The organism is Streptomyces sp. NPDC093109 (assembly GCF_040701725.1).
In the GTDB taxonomy this organism is placed as follows: domain Bacteria; phylum Actinomycetota; class Actinomycetes; order Streptomycetales; family Streptomycetaceae; genus Streptomyces.
In genome coordinates this window covers 1-16,753 of sequence record NZ_JBFBEZ010000049.1, presented here as the reverse complement: position 1 = coordinate 16,753, position 16,753 = coordinate 1, and the positions used below count along the sequence as shown (strand labels likewise).

Below are 16,753 nucleotides of genomic sequence, written 5' to 3'. Positions count from 1 at the left end.
GTCAGAGCACCTCGGAGAAGTTGGTGAACCGGTCGACGGCCACCAGCACGACCACACTGGCCAGCATCAGCAGCGTGGAGACGGCGGCCACGGACGGATCGAGCTGGAACTGCACGGCGGAGAAGATCCGTACCGGCACGGTGGTGGTGTTGGACCCCGACACCAGCGCGGACACCGCGACCTCGCCGAGCGAGGTGACGGCCGCGAAGACCGCGCCCGCGAGAATGCCGGGCCGCAGCAGCGGCAGGGTGACGGTCAGGAACGTACGCGCCCGTCCGGCGCCGAGGGAGGCCGCCGCCCGCTCCAGGGTCGGATCGAGCGCCTGCGCGCTGACCATCACCGTACGGATGACGAAGGGCAGCGCCACCAGCGAGTGCGCCAGCCAGAGCCCGGACAGGGTGTTGACCAGGCCGAGGCCCTGGAAGTAGTAGAGCAGCCCCAGCGCGATGATGATCTCGGGCACCATCAGCGGCGCCAGCGCCAGCCCGGAGAGCACCCCGCGCCCCGGGAAGTCGCCCCTGACCAGCCCGTACGCGGCGAGCGTGCCGATCGTCACGGTGGTCAGCACGACCAGCAGCACCAGCACCCCGCTGAGCCGGAACGACGCCTGCCAGTCGGGGGAGGACAGCACCTCGCCGTACCAGCGCAGGGAGAGGCCCTTCGGCGGGAAGCTCAGCGAACTGGTCGCGTTGAACGAGCTGAGCGCCAGCACCGCGAGCGGTGCCAGCAGGAAGACGAAGACGGCGGCGGCGGGCAGAGCGGCGGCGAACCGCCCGGCGCGCCGCAGGACACGGGCCGAAGTGTCAGCCATGGAGTCTCCGTTCCCAGAAGCGGAACCCGGTGCCGAGCGCGGAGACGCCCAGCAGGGTGAGCAGCAGCAGGACCAGGCTGAGCGCCGCCGCCACCGGATAGTCGAAGACGGCGGTGATCTGCGAGTAGACGCGCAGCCCGGCGAGCGGCTGGTTCGCGCCGCCGACCAGCAGCGGAGTGATGTAGATGCCCATGGCCAGCGGGAAGACCACGGTGGCGCCGACGGCGATGCCGGGCAGGCTGAGCGGCACCGTGACCTTCCAGAAGGTACGGACCGGACCCGCGCCCAGGCTCCGCGAGGCCCGCCGGAGGTTGTCGTCGATCCCGCCGAGCGCCGTGGTCAGCGGCAGGATCGCGAACGGCAGCATGACGTGCACGACCGAGACGACCACCACGAGATAGCTGGTCAGCAGGTGCGCGGGCTGGTCCAGGAAACCGAGCCACACCAGCGTCCGGTTCACCACGCCGTTGGCGGAGAACAGCACGACCCAGCCGTAGCTGCGCACGACCACACTGGTCAGCAGCGGTGAGACGACCGCCACGAACAGCAGCGTGCGCACCACACCCTTGCGGGCCCGGGAGAGCGCGTACGCGGCGGGGAAGCCGAGCAGCACGCTCAGTACGGTGACCAGCAGCGCGGTCAGCAGGCTGTGCCAGAGCGCCTCGGAGAAGAACGACTCGGTGAAGACCCTGCGGTACTGGACGAACGAATAGCCGTCCAGCGGATAGCCGTTGGCGTCGACCGGATGCAGGCTGAGCGCGAACACCCGCACCAGCGGGACCACGAACAGGGCCGCCAGGAAGACCACGACGGGAAGGACGGGCAGCAGCCCGCGCACCCGGCGCGGTTTCCTGACGGCTGCGACGGGAGTGGCCGGCGCGCTCATATGACCTTCTCGGGTCGCTCCAGCACGATGACGTCCGACGCGGCCCAGCCGAAGACCACCGACGCACCGACCTCCGGCGGCTCCTCGGCCGTACGCGCGTTGACCGCGACGCCCTCGGCGACGACGATCTGCGTCTGCCACGCCTCGCCCGTGAACGCCCGGTAGCCGACGATCCCGGCGCCTCGGCGTGCGCTCTCGCCGGGGAAGCCCGTGCTCGCGTCTGCGTCCGCGCCGGCCGGCAGCACCGCGACGCGCTCGGGCCGTACGGCGACGGTGACCGCCTCCCCGTCCCGTACCCCGGCCAGACCGGAGTCCAGCCGGGCCGCGCCCGCGCCCACCGCGAGCTTCCCGTCCGCCGTGCCCGTACCGTCCAGGATGTTGGCCGCGCCGATGAACTCGGCGACGAAGCGGGTCGCCGGGGTCCGGTAGATCTCCGTGGGCGTGCCGAGCTGTTCGAGCCGGCCGCCGTTCAGTACGGCGATCCGGTCGGACAGCGACATCGCCTCCTCCTGGTCGTGCGTGACGAAGACCATCGTGATGCCCAGGCGCTGTTGGAGTTCCCGCAGCTCCACCCGCATCTCCCGGCGCAGCTTCGCGTCGAGGTTCGACAGCGGCTCGTCGAGCAGCAGCACCGCCGGCCGGGTGGCCAGCGCGCGGGCCACCGCCACCCGCTGCTGCTGGCCGCCCGAGAGCTGCTTGGGCCGGCGTGCCGCGTACTGCTCAAGACCGACGAGGCGCAGCGCCTCGGTGACCCGCTCGGTCCGCTCGGCGCGCTCCACCCGGCGCACCTTCAGCCCGTACGCGACGTTGTCCGCGACGGTCATGTGCGGAAAGAGCGCGTAGTTCTGGAAGACCAGACCGAGGCCCCGGCGGTGGGTCGGGACATCGGTCAGGTCCACCCCGTCGATCGTGATCCGGCCCGCGGTGGGGCGGACGAACCCGGCCAGGCTGTTCAGCAGGGTCGTCTTGCCGCAGCCGCTGGGGCCGAGGACGGACAGGAACTCGCCGCGCCGGATGGAGAGCCGGTCGACGTCGAGCACCCGCTGGCCCTCGTACCCGGAGGCGAGGCCGTCGATCTCGATGTGCGGGGTGTGCGTGTTCTGCTTCTGCGGTGAGCTGGTCACATCAGGTCCTCGGGTCTGTCTGCTGCTCTGTCTGCCGATCTACTTGAAGATCTGGTTCCAGCGCTGCTGCCACTCGTTGAGCTTGGGGGTGGCGGTCTTGTAGTCGACCCAGGTGAACTTCTTGTAGACGTCCTCGCCGTACTTCACCTTGGCCTTGAAGGCGGCGTCGTAGTCGATGGTGTCGTTGCCCGCGCCGTAGAACGTGCCCTGGGCGAACGGCTTCTGGTACTTCGCGGCGCTCAGGTAGTTCAGGAACTTGTACGCGGCGGCCGTGTGCTTCGAGCCCTTGGGCACGTAGTACGAGGTCAGCGCGCCGACCGCGCCCGAGGAGGGGTAGGTGAAGCCGATCGGCTGGCCCTCCTTCTCCATGGCGAAGGCGCGGCCGTCCCAGAACGGGACGATCCAGGCGTCGCCGTTCTGGAGGACGGTGGCGACGCTGCCGGCGTCCGCCGGGTAGGCCGAGACGCAGCCCTTCAGCTCGGCGAGCTTCTTGAAGCCCTTGTCGACGTCGGCGGGGTTGGAGAGCTTGCCGCCGTCCTGGGACACGAGCGCGGAGAAGAACTCAAGACCGGCGTTGTAGGTGAGCGGGGGCAGCGCGACATGACCGCAGTACTTCTTGTCGAAGATGTCGGTCCAGTCCTTGGGCGCCTGCTTGATCTTGTCGGTGCGGTAGAGCAGCCCGTTGGAGCCGGTGGTCAGCGGCACGCCGTACGACGCCCCGTCGATCGTCGACCGCTCGGTCAGCACCGGGTCGAGCTGCTTCCAGTGGCTGAGGTCGGCGGTCTTCAGCGGTTCGAGGAGATTGCCGCCGACGGCCTGGTGCAGCGAGCCGGGGGTGAGGGCGAGAACGTCGAACGGCGCGTTCTTGCCGCCCGCCGCGCGCAGCTTGGTGACCCAGTCGGAGTCGGCGCCGTACACCAGGTTCACCTTGATGCCGGTGTCCTTCTCGAACGGCTCGACGAAGGACGACTTGAACAGCTCGCCCCACGCGCCGGCGAAGGCGGTGACGGTGATCGACTCGCCCTTGCCGTCGCCCGAGCCGCTGCCGGAGGAGCCCGAGCCGCCGCCCGTGTCGACGCTGCCACAGCCGGTCAGGGTGAGCGCGGTGACGGTGCCGGCCGAGGCGAGCGCCAGCAGATAGCCGCGCCTGCGGGCGCGGGCGGGGCGGGGCAGGACAGATCTCATGAGGGAGAGCTCCTCAGTGCGGTGAGTGAATGCGGCGAGTGCCGTGCGTGGCGAGTGCCGTGGGTCTTGCCGGCGCCGGGCCGGAGCGGGAAGCACGAGGGACGCGAGCGTGCCGACGCGGCGCGTGGCGCGCACTGATCGCGATGTCATTCCGTACTCCCGTCACAGGTCCAGGACCTGACCGACAGGTCCGCGCTTGCTCCCGGCACATCGGTGTGCGCGTGGAGCCGTGTCATCACCCGGGGCACCCCACCGCAGAAGGAGGGTTGCCGCTCAGCAAGCCGGGGCTTGTCGCTGAGACTCGTGACGTCGAAAAAGTAACATTCATTTAAGCCAAACCAAAGATGACCTGGATCACAACGAGAGTGGTCCAGGTCATCGCACGGCGCCGCTGCGGGGGCCGTTGTGGGTGCCTCTGTGGCGCCGCTGTACGGATCGCTACCGCACCGCCGCCGCCATCATCTTCTGCGCGATCGGCGCGGCCAGACCGTTGCCGCTGACCTCCGAGCGCGCCGCGCCCGAGTCCTCGACGACGACCGCGACCGCCACCTCCTTGCCGCTCGACGCGTCCTTCGCGTACGAGGTGAACCAGGCGTACGGCGTCCCGTCGTTGTCCACGCCGTGCTGGGCCGTGCCGGTCTTGCCGCCCACCTCCGCGCCGCTGACCTTGGCGTTCGTCCCCGTACCGTCCTCCACGACCGTCACCATCGCGCTGCGCAGCTGCTCGGCCGTCGAGGAGGAGACGATGCGGGTGGTGTCGCTGTCCTTGTACGAGCGCACCGTGCCGCCGCTGCCGTCCACCACCTTGGACACCATGTGCGGCGCGGCCATCAGCCCGTCGTTGGCCAGCGAGGCCGAGACCATCGCCATCTGGAGCGGGGTGGCCGTCACATCGAACTGGCCGATTCCCGACAGTCCCGTCTGCGCCTCGTCCATGCCGGAGGGGTACACGCTCGCCGCCGCGCGCACCGGCACGTCCTGCGCGGAGTCGTTGAACCCGAACTTCTCGGCCATGGCCCGGACCTTCGTCTGTCCCAACCGCACCGCCATCTTCGCGAAGACGGTGTTGCAGGAGTACCGCAGGGCGGTGCGGATCGTGGCGTTCTCGCACGGCGCCGAGGCGCTCTCGTTCTCCAGCACGGTCCGCGTGTTCGGCAGGGTGTACGGGTCCGGGCTGTCGGTCTTCTCGTCGACCGAGCCGTACAGCCCGTCCTCCAGCGCCGCCGCCGCGACGACCAGCTTGAACGTCGAGCCGGGCGGCAGCGGCTGCCGCAGCGCGCGGTTGACCATCGGCTTGTCCGCGCCGGTCGTCAGCTTCTTCCAGGCGGCGCCGTCCGACGTCCCGCTGATCTCCGTCGGGTCGTACGACGGGGTGGAGACCACCGCGAGGATCCGGCCGGTCTTGGGGTCGATCGCGACGGCCGCGCCCTTCTTGTCGCCGAGCGCCGCGTAGCCCGCCTTCTGGACCGCCGGGTCGATCGTGGTGAGGACGTCGCCGGGCTTGGTCTGCTTGCCGGTGAGCGCGTCGACCGGGTTCTTGAGCGCGCTGTTCGTCCCGTCGAGCACGTCCGCGAAGATGCCCTCCAGCTGGGTGGAGCCGTACGCCTGCGAGCTGTAGCCGGTGACGGGCGCGTACAGCGCGCCGTCGGTGTACGTCCGCTCGTAGGCGAGATCGCCACTGTCCGTCCGCCGGGAACCCGTGACCGGCGAGCCGGCCACGATGATGTCGCCCTGCGGGTGCGCGTACTGGGCGATGGCGGTCCGCCGGTTGTCCGGGTTGTCCGCGAGCGCCTTCGCCTCGTACGCCTGCACCCAGGTCGCCCGCAGCATCAGCGCGAGGACCATCAGCAGGCAGATGACCGCCGTGTGCCTGATCGTCTTGTTCATCTCACTGCGAGGGACGAGCGGGCGGTGGACGGGGTTCCCCGGGGCCTGGCTTCTCAGAGAGTCTTCATAAAGGTCGTTATAAGGGGCGAAAGGTCAGAGCCGGCGGGTCGCGAGGGTGAGCCGGTCGCGGGCGTCGAAGAGCGCGTCCTTGATCATCTGCTCGTGCCCGGGGGTGAGCCTGGCCACCGGCACCGAGCAGCTGATCGCGTCGCGCGCCGGGGTGCGGTACGGGATCGCGATGCCGAAGCAGCGCAGCCCGAGCGTGTTCTCCTCGCGGTCCACGGCGAAGCCCTGCTCCCGGATCACGGCCAGCTCCTCGATGAGCCGCTCGCGGTCCGTGAGGGTGTGCTCGGTCAGCGCGGGCAGCGTCTCCGGCAGCAGTGCGCGCACCTGTTCGTCGGTGTGCGTCGCGAGCAGCGCCTTGCCGAGCGAGGTGGAGTGCGCGGGCAGCCGGCGGCCGACGCGGGTGAAGGGGCGCAGATAGTGCTGCGACTGGCGGGTCGCGAGATAGACGACATTGGTGCCGTCGAGGCGCGCGAGGTGGATGGTCTCGCTGGTGTCGTCCGAGAGCCGGTCCAGGGTGGGGCGGGCCGCGGCGACCACCTCGTCCCCGTCGATGTACGAGGTACCGACCAGCAGGGCCCGTACGCCGATGCCGTAGCGGGTGCCCGTGCCGTCCGTCTCGACCCAGCCCAGCTCGACCAGCGTCCGCAGCAGCATGTAGAGGCTGGACTTGGGGTAGCCGACCGCCTCCTGGACCGTGGCCAGGGAGTGCATCCCGGGGCGCCCGGCGAAGTACTCCAGCAGCTCCACCGTCCGCACCGCGGACTTGACCTGGGCCCCGCCGCTCTCCGCAGCCGCCATCGTCACGCACTTCCTCTCCACCGCTCGGACCGCTCACGCCTCGGATCGCTCTTGACCGGGCGGAACACGCGGAAATAGAGTCCCTGAAATATTCACTATCAGGAACCTTGTTCAGAATACCGAACAAAATCCGAGGCGCGGCAATCGCGCCGGTGGATGGCAGTGGTCCGGTAGTGGTCTCGCAGTGGTCCGCAGTACGCGCAGTCGGGAAGGAAGCCGCGGTGGCAGCAGCACCAGTCTGGAGTGTCGACCCCCGAACGGGAAAGCCTCGTGAGGAGGTCGCGCAGGAGGCCACGACGGAGGAAGTGGACCTCGCGGTACGGGGCGCCCACACCGCGCTCGCCGCGCTCGCCGACCGCACCACGCGCGCCGCACTGCTGCGCAGGGCGGCCGACCTGCTCGACGAGGCGGGTCCCCACGTCATCGAGGCGGCGGACGCCGAGACCGCGCTCGGGCCCGTCCGGCTCACCGGCGAACTCGCCCGTACGACAGCGCAGTTGAGGGCGTTCGCGGAGGTCGTCGACGAGGGCGCGTTCCTCGACGTGTACATCGACCACCCCGACGGCAGCCGCACCCCGCCCTGGCCCGACCTGCGCCGCTACAAGGTGCCGCTCGGTGTCGTCGCCGTCTACGCCGCGAGCAACTTCCCGCTCGCCTTCTCCGTCCCCGGCGGCGACACCGCGAGCGCGCTCGCGGCCGGCTGCCCGGTCGTCGTCAAGGCGCACCCCGACCACCCGGCCACCTCGGAACTCTGCGCCTCCGTGCTGCGCAGGGCCGCCGCCGAGGTCGGGCTGCCCGAGAACGTGATCACACTCGTGCACGGCTTCGACGCGGGCGTCGCGCTCGTCGGCCACCCGCTGGTGTCCGCGGCCGGCTTCACCGGGTCGGTACGCGGCGGACGCACCCTCTTCGACGCGGCGGGCGCGCGGCCGACCCCCATCCCCTTCCACGGCGAACTGGGCTCCCTCAACCCGGTCGTCATCACCGAGGCCGCCGCCGCCGAGCGCGCCGAGGAGATCGGCGCGGGGCTGGCCGGCTCGATGACGATGGGGGTCGGGCAGTTCTGCACCAAGCCCGGCTTCGTCCTCGCCCCGGCCGGTGAGCCCGGCGACCGGCTGCTGAAGTCCCTGACGGCCGCCGTCAGCGACACCGGCCCCGGGGTGCTGCTCGACCACCGGATGCGGGACGCCTTCGTCGCGGGCGTCGCCGAGCGCGTCGCGCTCCCGGACGTCGAGTCCCCGGTCACCCCCGGCGCGGGCGGCGAACACACCGTCAGCGCGGGCTATGTCACGGTGCCCGCCGCGACGCTGGCCGCCGAGGGCCCGCACGATCTGCTGCTGGAGGAGTGCTTCGGCCCGGTCACGGTCGTCGCGCGCTACTCCTCGGCGGACGAGATCACCGCGGTGCTCTCCCGGCTCCCCGGCAACCTCACCGCCACCCTCCACCTCGCCGAGGAGGAGGGCGCCGGCACCGCGCCCGGCGGCGCCGAACTGCTCGCGGCCCTGACCCCGCTCGCCGGCCGCGTCCTGGTCAACGGCTGGCCGACCGGCGTCGCCGTGGCCCCCGCGCAGCAGCACGGCGGCCCGTACCCGGCGACGACCTCCACGTCCACCTCGGTCGGCGCGACGGCGATCGAACGCTGGCTGCGCCCGGTCTCGTACCAGTCCACCCCCGCCGCCCTGCTCCCCCCGGAGCTGCGCGACGACAACCCCCAGGGCCTCCCGCGCCGCTTCAACGGCCGCCAGGAGAACTGAGCTTACGTACGAACGGCCGGGCCCCGGTCGCCGGTTGCGCTGACGCGCCCGGCAACCGGGGCCCGGCCCGTTGGCGTCCTCATCCGTATGGACACTCACCACAACGAGACCCGCACCGAGATACGCACCGCGCCCCGCACCACGGCCCGGCTCGCGACGCCCGCCGATCTGGACGCCATCGCCGCGCTCCACGCCGAGGCCCGTGCCACGTACTACCGGGGGCATCTCCCGGAGGACGACTTCGACGGTCCGGCGGAACGGGCACGCACCCGCGAGGGATGGGCGGGCGCCCTCACCAGGCAGGAACAGGCACGGGAACAGGGCCAGGGCCAGAGCCAGGGCGGCGCGGCCGTGCTCTGCGCCGAGTACGGGGGCGCGCTCGCCGGCGTCGCCGCGTACGGCCCGATCGATACGGTCATGACGCTCACTCAGCTCCATGTCGCCCCCGCCCACTGGCGCCACGGCATCGGCACCGCCCTGCACACCGCGTGCGTCGCGGCCTGGCGGGAGGCCGGGGTGGGGATCGCCCGGCTGGAGGTCTTCGAGCCGAACCTGCGCGCCCGGTCCTTCTACGCCCGCCACGGCTGGTACCCGGACCCGGACACCCCGCGCCACGACACGCACCTGGTGTTGCGGCTGAAGGTCGGCTGAGCCGCGGCCGACTGTGACAGACCGGTCGTGACACGCCGGTCGTGACAGACCGGTCATGACAGACCGATCGTGGGTGGCGGGCCGAGAGTGACGGACGTTTCGTGGGGGGACAGTTGAAAGTAAATTCCCGCTTAGCTTAGGCTTACCTAAGATTTTGCGATCCGCGCTGGAATCCGCCGATCCGTTCTCGGCCCGCCGTCCAGAAAACGTGAAGGACCCTCCATGCCCACCTGGTTCAATCGCGCGCGTCGTCAGACACTCGCCGTATCGGCCACCGCCGCCGCCCTCGCCCTGGTGCTCGGCGGCTGCTCGTCCGGCTCGGACGACACGGAGTCCACCGATTCCTCGGCGAAGGCGAAAACCGGGTCCGGCGCGTTCCCGGTCACCATCAAGAGCGCGCTCGGCACGGCGAAGATAACCGAGCAGCCGGAGCGCGTCGTCACCCTGGGCCAGGGCTCCACCGAGACCGCCATCGCGCTCGGGCACACCCCGGTGGGCATCGAGAGCTACGAGTGGGGCAGCGACAAGACCGGCTACCTGCCCTGGATCCACGAGGCGGTGGAGAAGAACGGCGAGAAGCTGCCCACCCAGTTCGCGGGCGGCGAGGACATCGACTTCGAGGCCATCACCGAGCTGGAGCCCGATGTGATCCTCGCCCCCTGGTCGGGCATCACACAGGAGCAGTACGACATCCTCGCCGACATCGCGCCGACGGTCGCCTACCCGAAGCTCGCCTGGAGCACGGACTGGGACGAGCAGATCGAGATCATCGCCAAGGCGCTCGGCGCGCCCGACGAGGCGAAGACGCTGACGACGAAGATCGAGAAGCAGCTCTCCGACGCCGCCGCCACCCGGCCGCAGTACAAGGACGTCTCGTTCTCGTACATCTATACGACGGGACCGGGCACGCTCGGGGTGTTCCTGCCGGAGGAGCAGCGCGTCAAGATGGTCAGCTCCCTCGGGCTCACCCCCGACCCGGTCGTGAAGACGTTCAAGGAGACCGAGGGCACCGCCTCCGCCATCATCGGCCTGGAGAACGGCGAGAAGCTCAAGGACAGCGACCTGATCTTCACGTTCTACAGCGACGCCAAGAGCAAGAAGGAGGTCGAGGCGCAGAAGCTGTACGCCGCGATCCCCGCCATCAAGCGCGGTTCCGTCGTCGCCGGTACGGAGAACTCCTTCGTCACCGCGTCCTCGATCATCAACCCGCTGACCGTCCCGTGGGTCATCGACCGCTACCTGCCGATGATCGACAAGGCCGTCGCCACCCTCGACAAGTAGGCCGCCACCCTCGACAGGCAACCGACAAGTGAGGCGTGGCAGAACCGGATGACCACTGGATGACGACCACCACCGCGTCCGCCCGGCCCGGCGGACCCCGCACCACCGCGCGTGTGGGGCCCGCCCGGCTGGCGTACAGCCTGCTCACCGCGGTGGCCCTGCTGGCGCTCGCCGTCCTGGCGAGCGTCATGTTCGGGTCAAGGACCACCTCGTTCGGCGATGTCCTTGACGCCGTCTCCGGCACGGCCGACCCGTATGTCACCACCGTCATCGAGAGCCGCTACCCGAGGACCGCGCTCGGGCTGCTCGCCGGGGTCTGCCTCGCCGTCGCGGGGACGCTGATGCAGGGCGTCACCCGTAACCCCCTCGCGGATCCGGGGCTGCTCGGCATCAACGCGGGCGCGGCGGCGAGCGTCGTGGCCGGCACGGCCTTCTTCGGCGCGTCGGGCCGTACGGACACCATGTGGTGGGCGCTGCCGGGCGCGCTGCTCGCCGGGGTGCTGGTGCACATCATCGGCTCGGCGGGCGCGAGCACAGGACTGGTACGGCTCGTCCTCGCCGGCGCGGTCCTCTCCGCCGTCCTGATGGCGTTCATCCAGGCGGTGACGCTGAGCAGGCCGAAGGTCTTCGACAGCTACCGGTACTGGGTCGTCGGCGCGCTCGGCGGGCGCGAATTCGACGTGTTCACCGCCGTCCTGCCCTTCGCGGCCACCGGGCTCGTCCTCGCGCTGCTGCTCGGACCGGGGCTCAACACGCTCGCCCTCGGCGACGACTCCGCCACCTCGCTGGGCGCCAACCCGGCCCTGCTGCGCGGCGGCGGGCTGGTCGCGGCGACGCTGCTGAGCGCGGCGGCGACGGCGGCCGTCGGGCCGATCGCCTTCGTCGGGCTGGCCGTCCCGCACATCGTGCGGGCCCTGGTCGGTATCGACTTCCGGGTCCAGATCGTGTTCTCCGCGCTCGCGGGCCCGACGCTGCTGCTGGCGGCTGACGTCGTGGGCCGGGTGGTGCTGCGCCCGCAGGAGCTGATGGTCGGCGTGGTGACCGCGTTCATCGGCGCGCCCGCGCTGCTCTTCGCCGTACGCAGGATGAGGGGGAACGGATGACGGCGCGTACGAAGCCGGTCACGGAGCCGGTAGCGCCGGGCGGTTCGGACGCCCCGGGTCGCCCGCGTGGCCCGCGTGGCTACCTCACCCTCGGCCGCGCCGTAGCCCTGCCCGTCCGGCGGGTCTCGGTCGTCGTCGCGCTCTGCACCGTCGTCCTGACCGCCGTCGCCGCCGTCGCCACGCTCTCGCTCGGCCGGCTCGGCATCTCCCTCGCCGACCTCCCCGGCGCCCTCACCGGCGGCGCGACCGGCAAGAACGCCTTCGTACTGGAGCGCCTGCGCGGACCGCGCCTGGTCGTCGGGATCGGCACCGGCGCGGCCTTCGGCCTGTCGGGCGCCCTCTTCCAGTCGGTCACCCGCAACCCCCTGGGCAGCCCGGACGTGATCGGACTGGGCGCCGGGGCCGGCGCGGGAGCGGCGATCGTCGCCCTGCTGTTCCCCGGCACGATCCCGGTCTCACTGGGCGCCCTCGCCGGCGCCGCGCTCGCCATGGCGCTGGTGTACGTGTCGACGGGCAGCGGCTTCCGCAACCCCGGACGGCTGGTCGTCGCCGGAATCGGCGTGGCCGCCATCGCCACGGCGGTCATCCAGTACGTCGTCTACGCCGTCGAACGCGACAAGGCGGCCGTTCTCACCGCCTACGTCAACGGCAGCCTGGCAGCCCGCTCCTGGGACCACGCCACCACCATCTGGCTCGTCCTGCTGGTCACCGCCCCGCTCACCGCCCTCATCGCCCGCAGGCTCTCCATCGGGGAGATGGGCGACGAGATCGCCGCCGGGCTCGGCGCCGAACCCAGGACCACGAAGAGCCTCGCCGTGCTCCTCTCCATCGTGCTCTCGGCGGGCGCCGTCAGCGTCGCGGGCCCCATCGCCTTCATCGCCCTGACCGCCCCCCAGATCGCCAAACGCCTCACCCGCTCGTCCGGCCCCCACCTCACCCTCTCCGCCCTGGTCGGCGCCCTCCTCCTGGTCGTCGCCGACCTCTGCGCCCAGCAACTGCCCCTCTTCGAGAACCTGCCCGTCGGCATCTACACGATGGCCATCGGGGGCGCGTATCTCGGATATCTGCTGATGAGGGAGTGGCGCAAGGGAGTCCTGTGACGGCAGGAGGCGCTCCCCGCCCGGTTTGAGCAGCCCGGCGGCGCGGAAATCATGCGTCGCCGGAAGGCTGGGACGATGCTCTACGGGAGGCTCACCATGCACTACGAGATGCGCGCCGAATACGCGGACGGGACCACGCCCCGGGACCCCGACGCGCGGTTCGAGGTGTGGCACATGGTGCGCACCGGCGAGGAGACGGCGCTCTGCGGGCGTGACCTGAGCGCGGACGCCGTCACACAGTCGGCCGACGCGTGGGGCACGGAGGCGGGAACGCCGCTCTGCCACGCGTGCGGAGCGCTCTACATCCACCAGGTGCGGTAAGCGCGTCCCCCGGGAGAGCCCCGGGAATGCCCCGGGAGGCCGGCGCGTTGCCGTACGTGCGGAGGGTGCCTCCGTACCGTCGGACCCTGGAGAGAAGCAGACCCATGCGCGTCGAGATCTGGAGCGACATCGCCTGTCCCTGGTGCTACATCGGCAAGGCCCGGTTCGAGAAGGGACTCGCCGGCTTCGCGCACCGGGACGGTGTCGAGGTGGTGCACCGGTCCTTCGAGCTGGACCCCGGCCGGGCCAAGGGTGACACCGTACAGGTGACGGACATGCTGGCCGCCAAGTACGGGCGCGGCCCCGACGAGGTACGGGCCATGGAGGAGCACGTCGCCACCCAGGCGCGCTCCGAGGGGCTCGGCTACCGGAGCCGGGGGCGGGACCACGGCTCCACCTTCGACATCCACCGGCTGCTCCACCTCGCCAAGGCCCGGGGCCGCCAGAACGAGCTGCTCGACCTCGCCTACCGCGCGAACTTCGCGGAGGAGCGGTCCGTCTACGACGAGGAGACGCTGGTACGGCTCGCCGTCGAGGCCGGGCTCGCGGAGACGGAGGTACGGGAGGTCCTCGCGGACCCCGACGCCTACGCCGGCGCCGTACGGGACGACGAGCGCGAAGCCTCCGAACTGGGCGCGAACGGTGTGCCGTTCTTCGTGCTCGACCGGCGCCTGGGGATCTCGGGCGGCCAGCCGGCCGAGGTCTTCACTCAGGCGCTGGAGCAGGCGTGGGGGAGCCGTACGGTCACGATGGTCGGCGGCGGCGAGGTGTGCGACGCCGACGGCGCGTGCGCGGTGCCCGACACGGCGTCCGACACGGCGTCCGACACGGCGTCCGGCACGGCATCCGCGCAGGCCACCGCCCATTCGTGAGCATCGCTTACGGGCGGCCTTCAGCGAGGCGTGATTGACCGCGCGGACCGGGGGTTTCAGGGTGGAGGCATGGAACCCCTGGGAGGCGCCGAGTTCGCGCCCGATACGACGTATCTGAACACCTCCAGCTGCGGCCTGCTGCCCCGCCGGGCCGTCCACGCCGTCCAGCACCTGGCCGAGACGAACGCGACCGGGCGGCGGGGGGAGGGGGCGGGCAGCTTCGAGTCCCTGGCCGCCGTGCGCGCCTCCTTCGGCCGGCTGGCCGGGGTGTCCGCCGAACGGGTCGCGCTGGGCGCTTCGGTCGCCGTGCATGTCGGGCTGATCGCCGCCTCGCTGGAGCCGGGCGCCGAAGTGCTGCTGCCGGAGGGGGAGTTCAGCTCGGTCGTCACGCCCTTCGCGGTCCGCGGCGGTCTCCGGCTCCGGCACGTACCGCTGGAGAAGCTGGCCGACGAGGTACGGCCGGACACCGCGCTGGTGGCCTTCTCCGCCGTGCAGTCGGCGGACGGCCGGCTCGCGGACCTCACGGCCGTACGCGCGGCGGCCGAGGCGCACGGCGCCCGTACGCTGCTGGACGCCAGCCAGTCCGCCGGCTGGCTCCCGCTGGACGCCGGGGCGTACGACTACACAGTCACCGGCGCGTTCAAGTACCTGCTCTGCCCGCGCGGTACGTCGTTCCTGACGGTGACGGAGGAGGCCCAGGAGTCGCTGCGCCCGATCCACGCGGGCTGGCTCACCGGCGAGGACCTCTGGGGCAGCAACTACGGTGTCGTCTCGCCGCTGGCCCGCACCGCGCGCCGCTACGACGAGGCGCCGTCCTTCCTCTCGTACCACGGCGCCGAGCAGTCGCTCGCGCTGGTGGAGGAGATCGGCATCGACCCGCTCCACACCCACGCCACCACCCTCGCCGCCCGCTTCCGCACCGGGCTGACCGCGCTGGGCCACACCCCGGTCCCGGTCTCGGGACCGTCCGCCATCGTCTCCGTACCGGCCCTGGAACACCGCGCGGCCGACCTCCGGCGCGCCGAGGTGTATGTCTCCCTGCGCGCGGGCAACGTCCGGGCGTCCTTCCACCTGTACAACACCACCGCCGACGTGGACCGGGCACTGGACGTGCTGGCGGGCTGAGCCGGCGACGGAGGGCCGCGTCGCTCAGGACCCGCCCGGGCAGTCCGCCGTATCCGTGCAGAGGTTCTTCTCGACCTTGGCGAGCAGCCGCGCCAGCTCCGCGCGTTCGGTGTCGTCCAGTCCGGCCAGTGTGTGGTCCTCCAGCTCCGTCCAGGCGGTCATCACCTCCACGCGCAGCGCGCAGCTGGTGTCCGCGGCCTCGACCAGCACCGCGCGCCCGTCGGCGGGGTCGGGGTGGCGGCGTACGTATCCCGCGCTGTCGAGCCGCTGGAGCATCTTGGTCACGGTCGACGGGTCGAGGTCCATCGACCTGATCAGCTCGGACTGGCGGACCGGAGGGCTCTCCCACAGATGCATCATCAGGAACTCCTGGCCCGGGTAGAGGCCGGTGCTCCGCAGCAGCTTGGCCGCCGCGATGCGGTGCAGCCGGGCGACCCGGGACAGGGCGTGGCTGACGGGGCCGCCGCGTGCGGCGATGGGCAGCTCGTCCGTACAGGCGGGGTCCGGTTCCATGGGGAAGAGTTTAGCTTGGTCGGCCAAAGAATGCGCTACAGTGACCCCTGGTTATTTAATTGGCCGACCAGATATCCAGGAGTTCCCCCATGACGACCGCCTTCGATCCGATCGATCTCGCCGGTACGCCGCTCAGCAACCGGATAGCCCTCGCCCCGATGACCCGCAGCCGCGCCTTCGGCCCCGGGAACTCGCCCACCGACTCGACGGTGGAGTACTACGCGCAGCGGGCCTCCGGCGGGCTGCTGATCACCGAGGGCATCCAGCCGTCGGTGATCGGCCAGGGCTACCCGGACACGCCCGGGCTGCACAGCCAGGAGCAGGTCGCGGCGTGGCGCAAGGTCACCGACGCGGTGCACGCCAAGGGCGGGAAGATCGTCGCGCAGATCATGCACGGCGGCCGGATCGGCCACCCTGACCTGCTGCCGGACGGTCTCGTCCCGGTCGCCCCCTCGGCCGTCGCCGCGCCGGGCCAGGTCTATCTGCACAGCGGTCCCAAGGACTACGTCACGCCGCACGAGCTGACCTCGGACGAGATCACCGCGACCGTCGCGGACTTCGTCTCGGCGTCCCGCAACGCCATCGAGGCGGGCTTCGACGGCGTCGAACTGCACGGCGCCAACGGCTATCTGATCCACCAGTTCCTCGCGCCCAACGCCAACCTGCGCACCGACGAGTGGGGCGGCTCCGTCGAGAACCGGATCCGCTTCGCGGTGGAGGTCGCCCGCGCGGTCGCCGCCGAGATCGGTGCCGCCAGGACCGGCATCCGGCTCTCGCCGGCGAACGGCATCCTCGGTCTCGAAGAGACCGACTTCGAGGCCACGTACACGGCGCTGGTGCGCGAGCTGGCCTCGCTCGACCTCGCCTTCGTGCATCTGATCGAGATCAACCGCGAGTTCACCGAGACCGTGCGCAAGCTGTTCCCGGGGACGCTCATCCTCAACGCCAAGACCGAGGGCCCGACGAGCGCCGCCGAGCTGAAGCTGATCGAGGACGGCACGGCCGACGTGATCTCGTTCGGCGTGCTCTTCCTCTCCAACCCGGACCTGCCGGCCCGGCTCAAGGCGGACGGCCCGTACAACGACGTCGACCCGTCGACCTTCTTCGGCGGCGACGACAAGGGCTACACGGACTACCCGTTCCTGGAGGCCTGAGCCCGTACGGTCGTGGGCCGGCGGGGGGGGGCCCGGGGGGGCGCGGGGCCGCGCAGTTACACAACACGGGAAATAAGGAAAAGCGGGGGGTGGGGGGATTGGGGTTGGGGTAGGGGTTAGAT

16 protein-coding genes and 1 riboswitch are annotated in these 16,753 nt (G+C 71.2%); of the genes, 9 read left to right on the top strand and 7 right to left on the bottom strand.

Annotation, left to right across the window (positions count from 1 at the left end; genetic code table 11):
- Nucleotide 1: 1 nt before the first annotated feature.
- The 6 genes from AB0389_RS32425 to AB0389_RS32400 form a co-directional block, all read right to left on the bottom strand.
- Entirely contained in the window at nt 2-811 is an 810-nt protein-coding gene (locus AB0389_RS32425) for an ABC transporter permease (protein ID WP_366399114.1), read from the bottom strand.
- Nucleotides 804-1,697: an ABC transporter permease gene (locus tag AB0389_RS32420; RefSeq protein WP_366399113.1), complete on the bottom strand. Its 894-nt coding sequence runs from the start codon at nt 1,695-1,697 to the stop codon at nt 804-806. Before AB0389_RS32420 ends, AB0389_RS32425 begins: the two co-directional genes overlap by 8 nt.
- Entirely contained in the window at nt 1,694-2,821 is a 1,128-nt protein-coding gene (locus AB0389_RS32415; protein WP_366399112.1) for an ABC transporter ATP-binding protein, read from the bottom strand. Before AB0389_RS32415 ends, AB0389_RS32420 begins: the two co-directional genes overlap by 4 nt.
- Before the next feature lie 39 nt (nt 2,822-2,860).
- On the bottom strand, nt 2,861-4,006 hold the full coding sequence (locus AB0389_RS32410) for an ABC transporter substrate-binding protein (protein WP_366399111.1): 1,146 nt from the start codon (nt 4,004-4,006) through the stop codon (nt 2,861-2,863).
- A gap of 187 nt (nt 4,007-4,193) precedes the next feature.
- Nucleotides 4,194-4,315, bottom strand: a riboswitch (SAM riboswitch).
- 129 nt (nt 4,316-4,444) lie between these two features.
- On the bottom strand, nt 4,445-5,893 hold the full coding sequence (locus tag AB0389_RS32405) for a penicillin-binding transpeptidase domain-containing protein (protein ID WP_366399110.1): 1,449 nt from the start codon (nt 5,891-5,893) through the stop codon (nt 4,445-4,447).
- A gap of 93 nt (nt 5,894-5,986) precedes the next feature.
- Nucleotides 5,987-6,757, bottom strand: a complete 771-nt coding sequence (locus AB0389_RS32400) for an IclR family transcriptional regulator (protein ID WP_366399154.1) — start codon at nt 6,755-6,757, stop codon at nt 5,987-5,989.
- 221 nt (nt 6,758-6,978) lie between these two features.
- On the opposite strand from AB0389_RS32400, the gene AB0389_RS32395 reads away from it, so the two are divergent.
- From AB0389_RS32395 to AB0389_RS32360, 8 genes are all read left to right on the top strand, one after another.
- Nucleotides 6,979-8,511 carry an aldehyde dehydrogenase (NADP(+)) gene (locus tag AB0389_RS32395; protein WP_366399109.1) on the top strand — a complete coding sequence of 511 codons (1,533 nt, stop codon included), beginning with the start codon at nt 6,979-6,981 and terminating at the stop codon, nt 8,509-8,511.
- A gap of 87 nt (nt 8,512-8,598) precedes the next feature.
- Nucleotides 8,599-9,162 (top strand): GNAT family N-acetyltransferase, encoded by a 564-nt coding sequence (locus AB0389_RS32390; RefSeq protein WP_366399108.1) that lies wholly within the window; start codon nt 8,599-8,601, stop codon nt 9,160-9,162.
- 222 nt (nt 9,163-9,384) lie between these two features.
- Complete coding sequence (locus AB0389_RS32385; RefSeq protein WP_366399107.1) at nt 9,385-10,443, top strand: iron-siderophore ABC transporter substrate-binding protein; 1,059 nt, start codon at nt 9,385-9,387, stop codon at nt 10,441-10,443.
- 59 nt (nt 10,444-10,502) lie between these two features.
- Entirely contained in the window at nt 10,503-11,546 is a 1,044-nt protein-coding gene (locus tag AB0389_RS32380; protein ID WP_366399153.1) for an iron chelate uptake ABC transporter family permease subunit, read from the top strand.
- A complete protein-coding gene (locus AB0389_RS32375) occupies nt 11,543-12,646 on the top strand; it encodes an iron chelate uptake ABC transporter family permease subunit (RefSeq protein ID WP_366399106.1) in 1,104 nt (367 codons plus the stop codon). The genes AB0389_RS32380 and AB0389_RS32375 overlap by 4 nt, the downstream gene beginning before the upstream one ends.
- Nucleotides 12,647-12,721: 75 nt before the next feature.
- On the top strand, nt 12,722-12,967 hold the full coding sequence (locus tag AB0389_RS32370) for a hypothetical protein (RefSeq protein ID WP_366399105.1): 246 nt from the start codon (nt 12,722-12,724) through the stop codon (nt 12,965-12,967).
- A 104-nt stretch (nt 12,968-13,071) separates the two neighbouring features.
- On the top strand, nt 13,072-13,839 hold the full coding sequence (locus AB0389_RS32365) for a DsbA family oxidoreductase (protein ID WP_366399104.1): 768 nt from the start codon (nt 13,072-13,074) through the stop codon (nt 13,837-13,839).
- Nucleotides 13,840-13,908: 69 nt separating this feature from the next.
- Nucleotides 13,909-14,964, top strand: a complete 1,056-nt coding sequence (locus AB0389_RS32360) for an aminotransferase class V-fold PLP-dependent enzyme (RefSeq protein WP_366399103.1) — start codon at nt 13,909-13,911, stop codon at nt 14,962-14,964.
- A gap of 24 nt (nt 14,965-14,988) precedes the next feature.
- Here AB0389_RS32360 and AB0389_RS32355 read toward each other — a convergent pair whose 3' ends face one another.
- The gene (locus tag AB0389_RS32355; protein ID WP_366399102.1) at nt 14,989-15,477 is read right to left on the bottom strand and encodes a MarR family winged helix-turn-helix transcriptional regulator; all 489 of its coding nucleotides are present in this window, start codon (nt 15,475-15,477) and stop codon (nt 14,989-14,991) included.
- Nucleotides 15,478-15,566: 89 nt separating this feature from the next.
- Here AB0389_RS32355 and AB0389_RS32350 point away from each other — a divergent pair, with 89 nt between their 5' ends.
- Nucleotides 15,567-16,631 (top strand): alkene reductase, encoded by a 1,065-nt coding sequence (locus AB0389_RS32350; RefSeq protein ID WP_366399100.1) that lies wholly within the window; start codon nt 15,567-15,569, stop codon nt 16,629-16,631.
- Nucleotides 16,632-16,753: the final 122 nt, after the last annotated feature.